The organism is Breznakiella homolactica (assembly GCF_016616095.2).
GTDB classification, from domain to species: domain Bacteria; phylum Spirochaetota; class Spirochaetia; order Treponematales; family Breznakiellaceae; genus Breznakiella; species Breznakiella homolactica.
In genome coordinates, this window is sequence record NZ_CP067089.2 from 2,289,399 (window position 1) to 2,306,215 (window position 16,817).

17 protein-coding genes are annotated in these 16,817 nt (G+C 55.7%); 7 read left to right on the top strand and 10 right to left on the bottom strand.

What is annotated here, in order from left to right:
* Positions 1–13: 13 nt before the first annotated feature.
* The 4 genes from JFL75_RS10370 to JFL75_RS10385 all read right to left on the bottom strand — a co-directional run bounded on the left by JFL75_RS10370 (position 14) and on the right by JFL75_RS10385 (position 4,850).
* Positions 14–1,765 carry an ATP-binding protein gene (locus tag JFL75_RS10370; protein ID WP_223292823.1) on the bottom strand — a complete coding sequence of 584 codons (1,752 nt, stop codon included), beginning with the start codon at positions 1,763–1,765 and terminating at the stop codon, positions 14–16.
* Positions 1,766–1,838: 73 nt separating this feature from the next.
* A complete protein-coding gene (locus tag JFL75_RS10375) occupies positions 1,839–2,888 on the bottom strand; it encodes an LPP20 family lipoprotein (protein WP_215626611.1) in 1,050 nt (349 codons plus the stop codon).
* The gene (locus JFL75_RS10380) at positions 2,876–4,183 is read right to left on the bottom strand and encodes a COG3014 family protein (RefSeq protein ID WP_215626612.1); all 1,308 of its coding nucleotides are present in this window, start codon (positions 4,181–4,183) and stop codon (positions 2,876–2,878) included. The genes JFL75_RS10375 and JFL75_RS10380 overlap by 13 nt, the downstream gene beginning before the upstream one ends.
* Before the next feature lie 55 nt (positions 4,184–4,238).
* Positions 4,239–4,850, bottom strand: a complete 612-nt coding sequence (locus JFL75_RS10385) for a penicillin-binding protein activator LpoB (protein ID WP_349629697.1) — start codon at positions 4,848–4,850, stop codon at positions 4,239–4,241.
* Positions 4,851–5,081: 231 nt separating this feature from the next.
* Here JFL75_RS10385 and uvrB point away from each other — a divergent pair, with 231 nt between their 5' ends.
* On the top strand, positions 5,082–7,073 hold the full coding sequence (uvrB, locus tag JFL75_RS10390; protein WP_215626614.1) for an excinuclease ABC subunit UvrB: 1,992 nt from the start codon (positions 5,082–5,084) through the stop codon (positions 7,071–7,073).
* Here the strand turns inward: uvrB and JFL75_RS10395 are convergent.
* Together JFL75_RS10395 and JFL75_RS10400 are read right to left on the bottom strand one after the other, a co-directional pair.
* On the bottom strand, positions 7,070–7,579 hold the full coding sequence (locus JFL75_RS10395; protein WP_215626615.1) for a peptide deformylase: 510 nt from the start codon (positions 7,577–7,579) through the stop codon (positions 7,070–7,072). The genes uvrB and JFL75_RS10395 overlap by 4 nt on opposite strands.
* A gap of 12 nt (positions 7,580–7,591) precedes the next feature.
* On the bottom strand, positions 7,592–8,170 hold the full coding sequence (locus JFL75_RS10400) for a hypothetical protein (RefSeq protein ID WP_215626616.1): 579 nt from the start codon (positions 8,168–8,170) through the stop codon (positions 7,592–7,594).
* A 56-nt stretch (positions 8,171–8,226) separates the two neighbouring features.
* Between JFL75_RS10400 and JFL75_RS10405 the strand changes: the two genes are divergently transcribed.
* The gene (locus JFL75_RS10405) at positions 8,227–8,379 is read left to right on the top strand and encodes a hypothetical protein (RefSeq protein ID WP_215626617.1); all 153 of its coding nucleotides are present in this window, start codon (positions 8,227–8,229) and stop codon (positions 8,377–8,379) included.
* 87 nt (positions 8,380–8,466) lie between these two features.
* Here JFL75_RS10405 and rpmB read toward each other — a convergent pair whose 3' ends face one another.
* From rpmB to JFL75_RS10425, 4 genes are all read right to left on the bottom strand, one after another.
* Positions 8,467–8,658 (bottom strand): 50S ribosomal protein L28, encoded by a 192-nt coding sequence (rpmB, locus tag JFL75_RS10410; protein ID WP_215626618.1) that lies wholly within the window; start codon positions 8,656–8,658, stop codon positions 8,467–8,469.
* A 440-nt stretch (positions 8,659–9,098) separates the two neighbouring features.
* Positions 9,099–10,130, bottom strand: coding sequence for a tRNA (adenosine(37)-N6)-threonylcarbamoyltransferase complex transferase subunit TsaD (tsaD, locus tag JFL75_RS10415; RefSeq protein WP_215626619.1), 1,032 nt, complete (start codon positions 10,128–10,130; stop codon positions 9,099–9,101).
* The gene (locus JFL75_RS10420; protein ID WP_215626620.1) at positions 10,111–11,268 is read right to left on the bottom strand and encodes a divergent polysaccharide deacetylase family protein; all 1,158 of its coding nucleotides are present in this window, start codon (positions 11,266–11,268) and stop codon (positions 10,111–10,113) included. The genes tsaD and JFL75_RS10420 overlap by 20 nt, the downstream gene beginning before the upstream one ends.
* A gap of 164 nt (positions 11,269–11,432) precedes the next feature.
* Positions 11,433–12,296, bottom strand: a complete 864-nt coding sequence (locus JFL75_RS10425; RefSeq protein WP_215626621.1) for a sigma-70 family RNA polymerase sigma factor — start codon at positions 12,294–12,296, stop codon at positions 11,433–11,435.
* A gap of 182 nt (positions 12,297–12,478) precedes the next feature.
* Between JFL75_RS10425 and JFL75_RS10430 the strand changes: the two genes are divergently transcribed.
* The 5 genes from JFL75_RS10430 (at position 12,479) to JFL75_RS10450 (ending at position 16,798) form a co-directional block, all read left to right on the top strand.
* Positions 12,479–12,958 (top strand): hypothetical protein, encoded by a 480-nt coding sequence (locus tag JFL75_RS10430; RefSeq protein ID WP_223292824.1) that lies wholly within the window; start codon positions 12,479–12,481, stop codon positions 12,956–12,958.
* A 49-nt stretch (positions 12,959–13,007) separates the two neighbouring features.
* Positions 13,008–13,994, top strand: a complete 987-nt coding sequence (locus JFL75_RS10435; protein WP_215626622.1) for a septal ring lytic transglycosylase RlpA family protein — start codon at positions 13,008–13,010, stop codon at positions 13,992–13,994.
* Between the two features lie 25 nt (positions 13,995–14,019).
* A complete protein-coding gene (locus JFL75_RS10440) occupies positions 14,020–14,238 on the top strand; it encodes a DUF3185 family protein (RefSeq protein WP_215626623.1) in 219 nt (72 codons plus the stop codon).
* A gap of 392 nt (positions 14,239–14,630) precedes the next feature.
* The gene (locus JFL75_RS10445) at positions 14,631–15,611 is read left to right on the top strand and encodes a DMT family transporter (protein ID WP_215626624.1); all 981 of its coding nucleotides are present in this window, start codon (positions 14,631–14,633) and stop codon (positions 15,609–15,611) included.
* Positions 15,608–16,798, top strand: a complete 1,191-nt coding sequence (locus JFL75_RS10450) for a DNA/RNA nuclease SfsA (RefSeq protein ID WP_215626625.1) — start codon at positions 15,608–15,610, stop codon at positions 16,796–16,798. Before JFL75_RS10445 ends, JFL75_RS10450 begins: the two co-directional genes overlap by 4 nt.
* The last annotated feature ends 19 nt before the right edge of the window (positions 16,799–16,817 follow it).

The following is a 16,817-nucleotide window of genomic DNA, read 5'->3' on the forward strand; positions in this document are numbered from 1 at the left end:
GGATTCCGGGGGATCAGCCCCGTTCGCCCAGCAGTGACTTGAGTTCCTGGATGTCCTTGACGAGTTTGGTTCGGTCGGGGTTCTGGAACCGCTTGGGGACCATTTCCTTTGACGTACACTCCAGGACCGCCACGAGATTCTGGAGTTCAATCTCATAGGGATACGCCGGAGGCACAAAATCCCCCATGACTTCCTCCATGTCCTCCTTGGTAACGAAGGTCCGGTCCGCCATGGCGGCGTGAAGTTTGGCCCGGATAAGCACCGCCTCCAGATCCGCCCCGGAAAATTCATGGCGGAATTTCTTAAACAGATCCGAAATGGAAAATTTCCGGATGGAAAGGTTGAGTTTGCGTACCAGGGTATCGAAGAGGGCTTCCCGCTCATGGTCGGATTCGGGGTAAAACAAGGCGAGATGCTCCTCCGCCCGTCCCTGCCGTTTAAGGTCGATGGGGATAAGATCCGGCCGGCAGGTAATGAGGAACCAGATAATCTTTCCCCGGTATTCGGTGTTTCCCATAAAACTGGCAATCTGGGCAAAAACCCGGTTGCTGGTTCCCGAATCCCCGTCCTGGTCCCGGTCGCCGAGGAACGCGTCCGCTTCGTCGATCATGACCGCCACCGGGGACATGGCTTTGAGAATATTGAGGACCCGCTCCAGGTTCGACTCGGTTACCCCCTGCCACTTGGACCGGAAATTGCGGAATTTAACCATGGGGATGCCGATTTCCCCGGCGAAGGCGCTGACCATGAAGCTTTTTCCGGTGCCCACAGGACCGGCGATAAGGTATCCCATGGGGAGCACGTCCAGGCGGCCCTGCTTTATGGCCCGGGCCGCGTTTTTAAAGCGCTTTTTAACGAAATCGTGGCCCGAAACGTAGGACAGGTCGTGGACCGTATCCATAAATTCCAGGAGCCCCGCGGCTTCATTTTCAATAATCTCTTTCTTTTTCAGGCCGATATAATCCAGGGAAAGGGGCGCGTCTTCCTGGTAGCTTTCCGCGACCAGGCGGTTGAGGTTCATAAGGTTGAGGCCGCTGGTAACCGCCGCCACCCGGTCGGGATCGAGCCCCCGGTCCAGGAGCAGGTTTCCCTTGCGTTCCATAAAATGGAGGAAACTCGCCCGCACGGCCTGATCGGGGATAGGAATATCCACCTTTACCGTGGCGGGGGAACCCACCAGGCGGGGCGAAATATCCGTCAGATTTTCCGTGAGCAGGATGATCGACACGTCGCCCTTGGTGAAAATCGGATCGTTGGACCAGCGGTTGAGGGTTACCAGGCAGTACCGGTCCTCGTCGGAAAGCCGGATAAGGTCGCCGGCGGGAACGATGGTTTCCGCGTAATCGAGGATCATGACGATCCGCCTCTTCTGGGGAATATTCAGCAGGAAGTACTTTTCGAGGTAATAGAAACTTTTTTCCGGGTCCGACGAAACCAGATCCGACTCTTCCACATCCGGGAAGCGCGACCGCATAACCTTGGCGTAATCCCGGGCCATTTCCGGGGAGCAGAAGGACACGCCGCTGGAACGGTCGTAAAACACGATGATATCCCGGTTGCCGAAGAGCACCTCCGAGACGTATTCCTGGATCCGGGCGAAGATAAATTCACCCTCATTCATTTTATGGGGAAGAAGATCCCGTATGTTGCCGTGGAGTATGTATAAATTCGCTGTTTTAGAGCAGTATTTATATGAAAGTTCCTGCGCCCAGGCAGGAAGGATCTTTATAAAGGGTAAATTTTTCAGGATTAGCTGTTCCGACACGTTCCCTCCCATCTACAGTATAATCCATGAGAAGCGGCCTGGCAATTTTCCAGACCGCTGCCGGCCGGAGCTGTCAGCGTTTTACCGATGACAGCTGATTTAGGTATTCTTCAAATTCGGCTCCGTAGGATTCGAGGATTTTCTGCTCAATAGTCCGCACCGCCCGGTTTTCGGCTTCCGACAGCGACGCGTGGCCTTCCCTGCCGCTCAGGCTGTAGGGAAACAGGACATTTTCCGTGGCGTTTTCCACCAGTTTCGCGTTTACCACGTACCGCACGAATTTATTCGGATTCTCCGGAAGCACCACTTCGGTAAAGGACAGCGACACATCGAGGGTATAGGGACTGCCGCTGCCGCCGGTTTTGAATCCCGTATCGGAAATACTCTGGGAAAAAGCCGCCCGCACCCTGCCGGCACTGTCATTGTCGACGGAAACCGCGATAGGCGTATTCTGGGCGATGGTGAGACATTCCAGCCGGTAGTCGTCACCCCGCCGAACCTCGGACCGGTACACCGCGGCGCTTGCCGGACTGATGACCGAAAGGACGTTCATAAAAACCGTACTGGCATCCGCGATGGTCGCGGCCATGCTGTACCGGGCATAGGAGTCCAGGGTATACCGCTGATCCTCGGGAACGGACACGAGATCACGGATTACCCGCTGGTTCGATTCAATTAAATCCGAATAAAGCATGGAACTTTTCGGCCGGTCCATAACGGCGATGGAATAATAGGTATCCACACCGTCGAACCAGAAATCCTTGAGTTCCGCTCCGATCAGAGAATCCATGGCAAAGGATGTTTTAACCGCGCTTTCGATTTCGGAATTCTCACTCGAATCGATAAACCCGTCCGCCACGGCTTCGCTGTACTTATAGCTGGCCTTGGTCTCCCCCTGCACGGACTGACCGAAAATAGCGGTCAGGGCGCCGAGGGCACTTTTTTCCGCGGAAGCCCGGTCGAGGCCGTAGCCCACCGCGGATATGTACCGGGACTCATCGTAAACCGACGAGGGGGAAGAAACCCACTGGGGTTCGGCGAGGCGGCCGGTTTTCTCCGGCTGGGGTGTGCTTGCGCATCCGCCCAGTGCGAGGATCATTAGGATAAGTGCTAATTTAGACATACAACCTCTGTTAGATTTAATCTGCTGGCGTACAGTTCCTGGTTTTCAAACCGCTCCTGGAAAATAAGGTGGTTCCGGAAATCGTAAAAATTGACGGTATATGAGTAAACCCCCGGGTCCAGGGTAATTCCCCCGACCAGGGCTTTCCCGGGAAAATACCGGGAGATCCTGAGATCCGCCTGTTCGCTGGCCTCAGCGTAAATCTGGGTTCCCAGGCTGAGCAGCATAAACAACGCGGACTCGTTGCCATTTGATTTTTTGGACTGCTGATCAAAGACGGCGGAGGCCCCGGCCTTGGTCATGGCCCGGATGCTGGATTTGAGGTAAATCATTCCGGCTTTCTGCTTAAAGGTTTCCCGGGCGACGGCGTCGATATCCTCGATAAGTTCCAGGGGAAAATATTCCCCGGTGTCGAGAACCACCTCGGCCCGCTGGACAGCGGACGTCCGGGATACCATAACCGGCAGGGCAATTTTTACATAGCTTGAATTGCCGATAGGCAGCCGCAGGGTTTCTTCAACCTTGACCGGCGACAAACCGCTGAATCCGATCACATTCAGCCGGGCCTTGTCCCGCGGGACATCGAGTTCCCCATCCAGGCTGGCAGGCAGCGGAAACGGATACAGGTCGGGCTGGTTCGCGAAGGCCAGCTTAACCTGGTCCCGGTCAATCCGGGCATCGTCCCAGTGGCCTTCCCCGCGGTAAAAAAGCATCCCCAGATAACGGCCCAGGGCGGAATTGGAAAAGTGGACCGTCACGGCAGCGGGATCATAGGGTATTTCCGAGGAACTTTCCAAAGCTTCCCGCTGCAGGTTCGTTATCATGGTGCCGTATTTTGTGGAAATATACTGGAGCTTGTTGTTCATCCGCCGGACTTCCACCAAAGCGCCTTCCAGGGATCCCCGGTGGTAGTAATTGAGGGCGTTGAAAGCGTTCAGATAAATGTCCTCGTAATCCTCACCGGCGTACTCCTGGGTCATGTCGTTGACCAGATACGTACCGATTTCCATGGTGATACTCTTGGTGAAAGCCCGCTCTATGGCCTGTTCCCCGCTCTGAAGCCGCTGTGAGGAAGTTTCGTAATCTCCGGCGTAATGGGCCAGCATTCCCGCGTCCAGATAATACAGCACCTGGTCATTATTCCGGTAGGAACTTTTTGAATCCTCCAGCTTGGCATAGGCGTCCGCGTAGTCGCCCCGGGCTACGGCGGAATCAACCTTATCGTAATGTCCGGTGCTGGCGCACGAAAAGAGGAGAATAACTGTTACTGATAATAAAATCGGGAATCTATGCACGCTCTATCCTGAACACAAAAACCGGAACCAGCGGAGCCGGCCCGGTCTGTGCTGGTTACAGTTTGGCCCCCGGAGTTTTGATTACCTTCTTGATCGAGTCGTCCTGGCCAATCCAGATTCTCCGGTTTGACTCGATATCGGTCAGCTCGGCGGAAACAAAATACGTCCTGGTGCTGGTTTTCCCGGCCTGGTCAATTATCGTTTTCACGGAACCGGAAAGGTAAAAATCCGCGCCGGTCTCATTGGCCAGGGCTTTGGCCGTTTCCTCACTGGACCAGGACTGCTGCTGCTGCCGTTCATCCCGGATATCGTCCCGGGTATCCCCGGCGGCCACGAAATCGGCCAGACCGCTGTTAAGAATGGCAATTTCCATACGGGACGAAATAATCGTGGTATCGATGTGCTCATCGCTGTCATTCCGGAAGCGGCCCACGATGATAACCGGAAGAGCCCGTTTCTGGGCGCTGGCCTGAGCGACCCTGGGGGAATTGAGACAGTCATTGATGAGGCTCTCACAGACGATACGGACATCCGTATCGTTCCAGTATCCGCTTAAATCCATCTGGGTATCCGCATCGACCCGGGTAACCTTAGGGTTGGAACTGCATCCCGCGGCCAGGAGAATAACCCCCGCCAGGACAGCCGCCGCAATTGTTTTTATTTTCACAATAACCTCCAAAAAAGGATTCCCGGACATTGCCGGGCCCATATTTCTAATATGTACACATTTTTATGCGATGTATATAGTTATATCACAGTTTCATATAAAAAAAAGGCCCCGGGACAGTTTTTTCCATTATGTGCAGAACCAGCCGCAGGCTGACTTATGTATAACGCGGGCGCCCTGATTTCCGGCTTCCCCCTTGAAAAATAATACGGCCCGTTCCATACTTCCTGTATGCGTCCCTTTGAAGTAGTTGCGCCCTTCGGTCCGGCCGGCGACCAGGGCCAGGCAATTGAAGCCCTGGCTGGGGGTATCAAAGACGGCGACCGGTACCAGACCCTCAAAGGGGTCACCGGCTCGGGAAAAACCTTTACCATGGCAAAGATAATTGAGTCGGTCCAGATGCCGACTTTAATTATCAGCCACAACAAAACCCTGGCGGCCCAGCTTTTCCGGGAATTCAAGGGGTTTTTCCCGGAAAACGCGGTGGAATACTTCGTTTCGTACTACGATTATTACCAGCCCGAAGCGTATGTTGCCAGCAGAGACCTATATATCGAAAAAGACGCGTCAATAAACGATGAAATTGAACGCCTCAGGCTTTCCGCGACCCGGAGTCTCATGGAACGGGAAGACGTCATCATTGTATCCACGGTTTCCTGCATCTACGGCCTGGCCACACCGGAAATCTACCGGAAAATGACCGCGAAGTTTTCCGTGGGGGACACCATTGATGTGGATGCCCTGATCCGGCGTTTTGTGGAGCTCCAATACGAACGGAACGACGCGGTGCTCGAACGGGGACGGTTCCGGCGGCGGGGGGACACCATCGAGATTTACCCCGCGTACCTGGAAGAGGCCTACCGGATCGATCTGGACTGGGACCGGGTGGAACGGATCCGCCGGTTTGACCCGATTTCCGGGGAAGTACACGAAGAGCTCGACCGGGCCATGATATATCCCGCGAAACAGTTCGTCATGCCCCAGGATATGGTTCACGACGCCCTGGGCGTCATCAAGAATGAACTGGCGGAGCGCTATGAATTCCTCAAAAAAACAGAGAAAATCATGGAAGCAGAACGGCTCAAAACCCGGGTTGAGTACGATATCGAAATGCTGACGGAAATGGGATACTGTCCGGGGATAGAAAACTATTCCGCGCCTCTGGCGGGCCGGGGACCGGGGGATCCGCCGGATACCCTGATCGATTACTTTCCGAAAAAGCACCTGACCTTTATTGATGAAAGCCACGTCACCCTGCCCCAGATCGGCGCCATGTACGCCGGCGACCGTTCCCGGAAGCAGAGCCTCGTGGATTACGGATTCCGGCTTCCCAGCGCCCTGGACAACCGGCCCCTGCGGTACGATGAGTTCGTCGAACGCCTGGATGCGGCGGTTTTCGTATCCGCCACCCCGGGAAAAACCGAAGCAGAACAGTCCGCCCGGATCGTCCAGCAGCTTATCCGTCCCACGGGCCTCCTGGATCCGGAAATCGAAGTCCGGCCCAGCGACGGCCAGATGGAGGATATCTACGGCGAAGTCCGGAAACGGATAGACGCCGGAGAGCGTTCTCTTATTCTGACCCTGACAAAGAAAATGGCCGAGGATCTCACGGATTACCTTTCCGGCCTGGGCCTCAAGGTGCGGTACATCCACAGCGAGGTTGAAACCATCGAGCGGGTCGAAATCCTGACCCAGCTCCGGCAGGGGAATTTCGATGTGCTGGTGGGGATAAACCTGCTCAGGGAAGGTATCGACCTTCCGGAGGTTTCCTTCATAGCCATCCTGGACGCGGATAAAATCGGCTTCCTCCGGTCCCTCACCAGCCTCGTCCAGATCATAGGCCGGGCGGCCCGTAACGCCGCCGGAAAGGTGATCATGTACGCCGACCGGATGAGCGACGCCATGCGGGAGGCCATCTCCGAAACCGAACGCCGCAGAGCCGCGCAGATGGCGTACAACAAGGAACACGGCATCACCCCGACCACGGTTAAAAAGGCTATCGCCGATATCCTCACCCGCCGGGCGGAAGAGGAAAAGGACGCGGCGGCAACATCCATAGAAGTTCTGAAGAATTCCTATAACGTGCTTATTCCCGCGGAACGGAAAAAACTCATCACCGCCCTCAATGCCGAAATGCTGGAACACGCGAAAAACCTAGAATTTGAGCAGGCTGCGGCAATCCGGGACGAGATTCAAAAGATAAAAGAAATGGGTAATATTTAGCCGGCCTGCGGCGCGGGAGGGAATTTCATAACCAGGGAACGGCTGTCCACAGCCCGCATGGTCGCCAGGATACCATCCAGGTGGTCGTATTCATGCTGGATCAGTTCCGACAGATCCCCTTCAAGATCCATGGATTGTTCCGTCCAGGTTGTATCAAGGAAACGGATACGGCACCGCCGGTGCCGGAGGACCCTGACGTACAGCCCCGGAAAGGACATACAGTCGTCCAGAACTTCCATCATTTCATCAGACCCGGGACCGGAAAATTCCAGAACCGGATTTACCATGGCCACAGGCCGGTCGATATGCATGTAAATCAGCCGTTTCATAGCACCGATCTGCGGGGCGGCAATCGCCCGGCCCGCGCCGTATTTCTTCCGGTACGCCATAAGCGTATCGTGAAGATCCGCAAGTACGGATTCGATATCCGGCAGTTCTTCCCGGCGTACGGGGACGCTGGCCTCATACAGCCGGGGATCCCCCAGAAGCAGGACAGTCCGTTCCATCAGCTGCCCCGCTCAGTTGTACATGGCCAGGGCCGTACCGATTTTTGAATTGAATTCCGCTTCCCCGATTTCACCGTTGAGATAATCCGTGATAATCAGCTGGATCACCTGAGGAAACGCGTTCCAGTACCGTTCCGGCCAGGATCCCATCTCCTCACGGAGCTTTCTGTCCTCGGACTCCCCCATCCGGCCCTGGGAAAAAACCACAAACTGTTCGATCATCCCGGTAAGTACTTCCCGGGGCAGGCTGTTTTTCCGGGATTCACCATCCCCCGAAGCCTGAGCCGAGGAAGGCACCCACGCGCCGGTCAGGGCATCAACCTGCTCATCGGTGAGTTCCGGCGCCTCCTGCCGGATAATGCGGACCGCCATATCCCGGATGGTATCCCGGAGGCCGTCAATGGTGGCTCCGATATTCACCTGGGCGGACAGACCCTGGGCCCATTGCTTAGGGTCCGGAAGCCCCCGGGAGCCGAACATGGCGATATCCCGCCGCCGCCGGGTCACCGCTTCCGCCACCACCTCAATCGAAGCCTCATCGCAGCGGTTGAGGATATAATCCAGTACCTGTACCAATTCCTGATCAGACATGGGTACAATGGTAACCGCAATTGACAGACAGAACAAGGGAGGATACAGGATATTGTATGGAACTTGTTTTTCTCGGCACCGGAACCTCCCACGGAATTCAGGGGCCCCGGGACCCGGAAACTGCAGGGCTGGAGACAGCGGCGCGCCTTGGGGACTTTAACGGCTTGATTATCCCGGTCCGCCGCACAATCTCACAGAAAGGCCAATAAAAAAAGCTGCCCGGATGTACCATCCCAAGGCAGCCCTGTCTGCGGACTTAAGAATCCGCCGCTCCGGAGGCCGTCCCTCCGAAAAATTTATACCTTTTTGGTGATAAAATCACTCTTGAGACAGCGGGTACAAATCTTGAGCTTAATGGTTGTTCCCTGCACTTCCGTTCTGACCTTTACGAGGTTGGGTTTCCAGGTGCGGCGGGTCCGGTTTTTGGCGTGGCTCACTGAGTTGCCGGTGATGGTATGCTTTCCGCAGATATCGCATGTCCGTGACATAATAACCTTCCTTTCGGAGAATAAATCGCTTATTTTAGTGGTTTACTATACCAGAAAAACCCAAATAATGTAAAGTAGGAGGGGAAGCACAGGGTCTGACAATCCGGAAAGCACCCGTGTTTACCGGTGCCGCGGGTCCTGTCGTATATAAATGGGAATGGCTCCGTATCGGCCTTCGGCCTCCAAAGTCGCTCATTCCCATTTATATACGCCACCCGGCGTTACCGTCACGGCCCGGGTGCTTTCCGGCTCAACCGGCACTGTGCTGCCCTGACAAGGGGGCTGCTCCCCCTCGCTCCAGCCTTGCCGCATTACGCGTGGAGTTTTGCTCCGCAAAACTCCTGAAAGACTTGGCGCCGCAGGCGGCAAGTCTTACGCTACCCCCACTTCTGGTTCCCGGGAGGGTTTTTACTTTTCGGTAAATGGTTTTTTCGGGCGGGTTACGGGTACTGTTTTTTGAAGCCCCGCACCCGGGCGGATGCGGTTTCGGACAGGGGGGAACGGTCGCCCCGTTTCAGGTACTGGTATCCCAGACCGGCTATCATGGCGCCGTTGTCCCCGCAGAGGTCCAGGGGCGGGAAAATGCACCGGAGGTCCTTCCGCTCAGCCAGGGCTGAGCGGAGATATGAATTGGCGGCGACACCGCCGCCGGCGACCACCGTTGTAAGCCCGGTATCCTCAGCCGCCCGGAAAACACTCCGGAGCAGTATATCCACCGCCGTCTTCTGGAAGGAAGCGGCGATATTCTCGGGGGTTACCTCCGCGGGGCCCCGGGGGCCGTCTTTCCGGCGGAATTGTTCCAGCTGGTTGATCACCGCGGTTTTCAAACCCGAATACGATACATCGTAACGGTGTTCCCCTTTATGCAGATTCGGCAGCGGAAACCTGAAGGCCGCGGGATCGCCCTTTACCGCGAGTCTGTCAATATACGCCCCGCCGGGATAACCGAAACCGTAGTATTTGGACACCTTGTCAAAGGCTTCCCCCACGGCGTCGTCGATGGTGGTTCCCAGAACAGTAACCGCGTCAAACCCGTCCACCCGGCATATAATGGTATGGCCGCCGGATACGAGAAGGCCGAGAAAGGGGTAATCCGGGTCATTTTCGGTAAGGTTTGCCGCGTACAGGTGGGCCAGCATGTGGTCCACGGCGATAAACGGGAGATCCCGGGCCCAGGCAAAGGCTTTGGCGAAACTGAGGCCCACCAGAAGCGAACCCAGCAGCCCGGGACGTGCCGTGGCGGCGACACCGTCAATACCATCGGGAGCTTCCCCGGCGGTTTCCAGAACCTCTTTCACGACCCGGGCAATCCACTCGGTATGCTTTCTGCTGGCGATTTCCGGGACAACCCCGTCATATACGGCGTGAAATGGAATCTGGGTGGCTACCACATTGGAAAGGATTCTTTTTCCATCCTCCACCACCGCGGCGGAACACTCATCGCAGGAGGATTCAATACCAAGAACCTTCATCGTCGAAATTCCCCATCATCAGCCGGGAAATGGTCGATAAAGAATATCCCTGTTCCACCAGCTCCGGGTATAATTCTTCAAGAGTCTCCGCCAGTTCCGCGGACCAGGTGTGCCCGATCATCACCGCCGATCCTTTTTTCTCGGCTTTGTTAAGGCCATCCTGAATAAACCGGATCATTGCCGCCCGTTCCTGGATATTGTCTACAAACACGTCACGCTCCCCAATCTTTACTCCCATACGTCCGGCAACCCGCGGTACCACAGTGTCGGCGGTCGTTCTTGAATCAAGAAAATATATTCCGTGCTCCCGGCAGACCGAAAGCACCGTTTCCATGGCTTTTTCATCCATGGTTATTTTTGAACCCTGGTGGTTGTTCATACCCGCAACGGGACCGACCTCCTCCAGATTCCTTTCAATTATAGCACGAATTTCCGCTTCTTCCATACCGGAATACAGCGCCCCCGGACCGGGATTCTGCCCGCCGATGGCTTCCATGGGCTGGTGCAGGAAAACCTCCTTGCCCGCGGCCCGGATACGCCGGGCAGCCTCAGCGGAATGGGGCAGCCCCGGAAGGACCGCGATGGTCAGGGGGCCGGAGAACGTCAGGAACGGGTCAAGTTCCCGGAGGTTGTTTCCGGCATCGTCGATCACGAAAACAACGGTTCCTTTCCGTTTCGGCGGCGGCTCCGGAGGCCGCTCCGTTATACCCCGGGATTGTGAAGCGGGAACACCCTGCGCGGAAGGAACCGTCTGGGGCGGCGATCCGCCGGATGGACCGGACGCCGGGGCCTTTTCGGCCGTTCCGGTGCCGGTATTGACCGGAGAAGAAGTTCCCCCGCCGGAAGGGGCCTTCTCGGGCGGTTTTGCTGCGGGGGGATCCGGTATATTCTGAACAGGCGGCGCCGGGTCACGGACACTTTCCGGCGGAGTCTCGGATGGGGCTTCTCTGGCAGATATGGTATCTATGGATTGTACCCGGTGAATTATAATTACGGCAACGGAAATCACCAGCGCAGCGCAAATCAGAAGCCCCGCGGTCAGGGCAGCGGTAAGTCCGTCCTTAAAAACCGGTTTACGACGCCCCTTAGAACGTTGCTTCTTCCGCCGTGCCGCCGGCTTTTTGGTACTTTTCTTCACTGCTGAGAAGATAGCCCGAAGCCCGGTATTCGGTCAAGGGTAGCATTATCTGTGATGCTTCTGAATAAAAAATGCTGTTACCTTTGCCCAGAAGGGAACTGGGTATAAACAGACGCTTCCGGTTTGGGAACCTATATCCGGAAGCGCTGCCCTGAGGGCCGGCTTTAGATAGCCTCGCCGTAGACGAAACTCTTCAGCTCTTCCGCGTCGCATTTCATCTTCCGGAGGGCTTTCATTTCTATCTGGCGCACGGTTTCCGGGGAAATACCCATTTTGTCACCGATTTTCTTGAGGGTATGGCGTTCGTGTCCGTTAAGCTGGAAACGGTACATAAGAATACGCCGTTCCCGTTCCTTAAGGCCGCTGAGGAACCGCATGGTATCATCCCGGGCGGATTTCTTCATCAGCGCCCGTTCGGGACTGTAGGTATAATCTTCGTACACCTCCATCAGTGATCCCGCGTCTTCGTCACCCAGATCCATTTCCAGGGATACGAGACCGTTGGTCATGCTCAGAATCTGGTCTATTTCACTGACCGGAATCCCGATTTCAGCGGAAATCTCCTCGGTAGAGGGCTGGTGCATGAGGGTCTGGCTCAGGCTGTGGTACGTTTTCTGTATCTTGCGGAGTATTTCTTCCTTGCGGTACGGAAGACGGATAACCCTGCGTTTATTCGAGAGCGCGCGGCTGATGGACTGTTTGATCCACCAGTTGGCATACGTTGAGAAGCGGACCTTTTTGGCGTGATCGTACTTCTGGGCAGCGTGGATGAGACCCATGTTTCCTTCCTGAATCAGGTCAAGGAGCGAAACATCCGGCGCCACGTAGCATTTTGCGATTTTCACCACCAGCCGGAGGTTTGACTCAACCAGCTTCTGGCGGGCCGCTTCTTCTCCCGCCTGGATCCGCCGGGAAAGCTCAAGTTCTTCCTCAAAGGTCAGAAGAGGAATCGCGCGTATTTGTTCAAAATAAGTTTTTAATATATCATCCGATTGGGGTTTGTTTTTACTCAGTTTATCTTGTTTCATTCTATCCTCCGGAATAATATTCCTCATATATAATAGCAATTACCATGCCAACCAAGCCAATTACCTAGACAAATGTACTTATTTGCCTATACCAAAAGGAATTAGAAAGAATAATTTTTTCATAAAAAAGACTGAATAAAAATAATTGTATGAATTTTTATACATTCTTATTTTTTTGGTGTATGGTAAATAGTACGGTTCTGTGCTATTATTACGCTATGGAATACGGAATAACCGCCCAGGAGCGGGGTAAGGATGTGCATTTTTTCATCAATTGGTCCCCGCTGGAAGTTGCCGACCGGTGGGCAATCAACGCCAAGGTACCTTCCGTGGCCGGTGTCTATGAAATCTACTGGATGGATGAGCAGAAACACCTCAGGATGCTCAGCGTGGGATGCACCCATTACGGCGGCCTCCGCACGGAAATACGCCGGCTTACGGATCCCGAACTGACCGATGATCCCGGGGCGAAAAAAATACTGGAAGATGAAGAAATCTGGTTCCGGTACGCGCCGACGAATTCGGCGGCGGCCATGGCGGATGTGGTCTGGTTTTTCAGAAAAACGTATTTTCCCGAAAACCCCGGGGTCAGCCATTCGGGGCGGTACGAAAAGATATATATGAACGAATCGGCACCGGATAAACTAATCTGGGTACCATAGCCGGACAAACCTTCTCAATCCCCTGTTTGACGGTGCCGATATATACTATATGAAACAAACAGCAGCAGTTTTTTTATTGGGTATTGTTGCGGCGGCCCTGTGCGCGGCCCAGGGTACCGAGACACAAACGGGATCATCCTTTAAACAGGAAGGAATTGCCTCCTGGTACGGCGCGGAATTCGCGGGCAGGCCCACCGCCTCGGGAGAAATCTTTGATCCGCGGCTTATGACGGCTGCACATCCGACCCTTCCCTTCGGCACGAAAGTCAGGGTAACCAACACCCATAACAACAGGCAGGTAACCGTTACGGTTAACGACCGGGGACCTTTTGTGGCGGCACGGATTATCGACCTGTCCGAAGGCGCCGCGGAAAAACTCGATATGCTGGTCACCGGAACCGCCCCTGTACGGATTGAAGTGATCGGCGGACTCGCGTCCGCGGCCCCCGCTGAACAGAACAAAGGCGGCGCCATTTCCGGGCCTCCGCCCGTGGCATCGCCGCAGCCATTGGCGGCGGCACCCCAGCAGCCGGCAGCCGTTCCTCAGCAGCCGGCAGCCGTTCCTCAGCAGCCGGCAGCCGTTCCTCAGCAGCCGGCAGCCGTTCCTCAGCCGACAGCGGCACCGCAGCAGCCGGCGGCGCCTCCCGGCAGCACCGGAATACCGGCAGTTTCCCCGGCGGTGAGTACCGCCGCGGAAACTGCTCCGGTATCCGTCCCACAGCAACCCACCGCAGCGCCGGTTCCGGTAATCCGGCAGTTTGCGGCGGCGGAAATTAAACCGAAAATGCCCGACCCCGGATCAGGGAAAATATACCGGATCCAGGTTGGTTCATACAAAATCCCCAGGAACGCGGTGGAGGCTTTCGGCAGGCTGCAGGATGCGGGTCTCAATCCCGCCTATGAACGGTACGGCGAACTGTACCGGGTGGTACTTTCCGGAATAAAAGGAGATGATGTACAATCTGTGGCAGCCGCCCTTGGAAAAGCGGGTTTCAGCGAGGCACTGATCAGGGAGGAATCCCCGGGGAACCGGTAAGGCGGTATTTTATGGAGGAATCAGTATGAATATGAAAAAGATCGTCGGGCTTGTTGTCTTAATTGTGGGTGTCGCGGTTCTGGCTTACGGTATCTACCAGTTTGTTGAAATCCGGCAGTCCCTGGCGGGAAAAATATCCGGAATGTTCAATAAACAAACCGACGGACAGGTTCAGTCCATCATTATGATGGTTGCCGGCGGCGTCGCGGCCGCGGCGGGCCTTTTTATTACCGTAAAAAATTAAGCTTCAGCTTATTATATAAAAAAGGGAAAAGGCCCGGAAAGGACAGCATCACCGGCTGGCGGTCCCGGGTATTGAAGAGATTGGAAGGCAGGTACTCAGCGCCATCAGTAAACCCGGCCTTCCCGCGAAGGGCAGCACAGAGCTGGTTAAGCCGGAAAAACCCAGGCACCCGAAGTGGGGGCAGCGCAGAAGCGTTTGTGTCACATGACACAAACCTTCGAAGCGCAGGGGGAGCAGCCCTCCGGATGCGGTTCCCCCCGGCAAGTAAAAGCATCAAGCCCCTGTGTTTACCGGATCCGCAGGCCCGGTAAACACGGGGGCTTGATGCATCTGCAGCTCAGTGCTCCCCCGCATCCTTGCCTTTACCCATAAACCTATATACCATTGCAGCTATGAATAAACAGGCGTTACGGGCGGATTTTCTGCTTCTGCTTACATCATGCATCTGGGGATTTGGCTTTGTTGCCCAGCGTTCGGGCATGGAATACGTCGGGCCCTTTACATACAGCGGGATACGCTTTGCCCTGGGAAGCATCTCCCTGCTCCCCCTTATCCTGTACCGGAAAAAGAAACTTCAAAAAAGTATTTTTATAACCCCAAAAGACGGAAGCGGGAAAAATTCCTTTAAAACCTTTATCCTGTCGTCTCTGGCCGCCGGGACGTTCCTGTTTTTGGGGGTATCCCTGCAGCAGGTGGGGATCGTCTATACCACCGCCGGCAAAGCCGGTTTTATCACGGGACTGTACGTTGTCCTGGTCCCGGTTTTCGGGCTTTTTCTCGGAAAGAAAACGGGGCTGCCCACCTGGGTGGGAGCCTTCTTTACCCTATTGGGCCTTTTCTTTGTGAGCACCACCGATACCGTCTCGGGGATCAACCCCGGGGATGTTCTTATTGCAGCGGGAGCCGTATTCTGGGCGTGCCACGTGCTGGTTATCGACAGACTGGTGAAGACCATTGACCCCATCATTCTTTCCTCAGCCCAGTTTGCGTGGTGTTCGCTTTTTTCATCGGTCACCGCCGGTCTTACGGAATCCGTATCCTGGGGTTCGGTTTTTGCCGGCATAATCCCGATCCTGTACGGCGGACTCTGCTCGGTGGGAATCGCCTATACGCTGCAGGCGGTCGCCCAGCGCCACGCGCCGCCGGCCCACGCTACCATAATCCTGTGCCTTGAAAGCGTTTTTGCCGCCGTCGGGGGTGTACTTATTCTTTCGGAACCCCTGGGTCCGCGGACCGTCGCCGGTTTCGCGCTGATACTCTGCGGCATGCTGGCGACCCAATGGGATGTGATCGCCGGAGGCTTCCGTAAAAAGACGGACGGAGAAAACCAGGCGGCGGAGCTCCAGCCGCCGCGGGATGAGCGGGCGGGATGACATCCGGCAGCTCGACGGCCTCCGGCAGCGCCAGGAAGTCAATACAGCTATTCAGAAACGACCGGGAAGCGTTTTTCGCCAGGCGGCCTAACCGGTTCCTCATACTGGCGGATCCCGGCGGAACCGGCGGGGAAATACCCTGCCACTGCCCCAATCCGGGGAGGCTTATCGAATTCGTGTTTCCCGGAACGAAGCTGATCCTTGAAAAACGGGAAAATCATACCGATACAGCGAAAACAGCGTGGACCGCGGCGGGGCTCTATTACCGGGACGCGGTGGTTCCGCTGTATTCCTCCCGGGCGAACCGCGCGGCGCAGCGGCTTATCCTTCCTGAAATCATACCAAACCTCACGGAAATTAAACCGGAACACACCATCGGCCAGTCCCGGTTCGATTTTTTATGCGTTGACAGGGATAACCGGCAGCACCTGGTGGAAGTCAAGGCCTGTTCTTTGGTTGAATACGGAACGGCAATGTTTCCCGACGCTCCAAGCGCCCGGGCGGCCAAACACCTTGCGGAGCTGGCGGAACTCAGTGCCCGCGGCTTTGTCTGCCACGTGCTTTTCGTCATCGTCCACGGAAATCCTTCGGTCTTTATCCCGAATCTCCACACTGATCCGGCTTTTGCCGCGGCGGTGAGCCGGTACAGCGATTCCGTCCATATCCATGCCGCTCTTCTCAAGTGCGACAGCCGGGGAACCGCGGTTCTGGAAAAAAGCTCCGTCCCGGCGGATCTGTCCCATGGAGAACTTGCCGGGCAGGACCGGGGTAACTATTTTATTGCCCTGGAAATTCCCGAAAAAACCAGTATCCCCGTCGGGGCTTTGGGAATTCTGGAATTTGAGAAGGGCTGGTACGTTTACGCCGGTTCGGCCCAGAAAAACCTTTCCCGGCGAATAGCCAGGCATCTGCGGAAAGTTCGGAAGCAGAAGCATTGGCACCTGGATTACCTGACGCCGGAAGCAAAAACCATTAAGGCTTTTCCCGTATGCAGTTACCGGAACCTGGAATGCGTCATGGCGGAAGAGCTGCGGCGGCTCGGCGGGATTCCCGTCTCCGGGTTCGGGTGTTCCGACTGCCGGTGCGGAAGCCATTTGTACCGCTTTTCCGCCCCGCCCCTTTCGAACCGGGGTTTTGTGGATATGCTGCTCCGGCTGAGGCACCGGGATGGACTGCAGAGACCCTGACTTACCGCGCTAAGCGGGA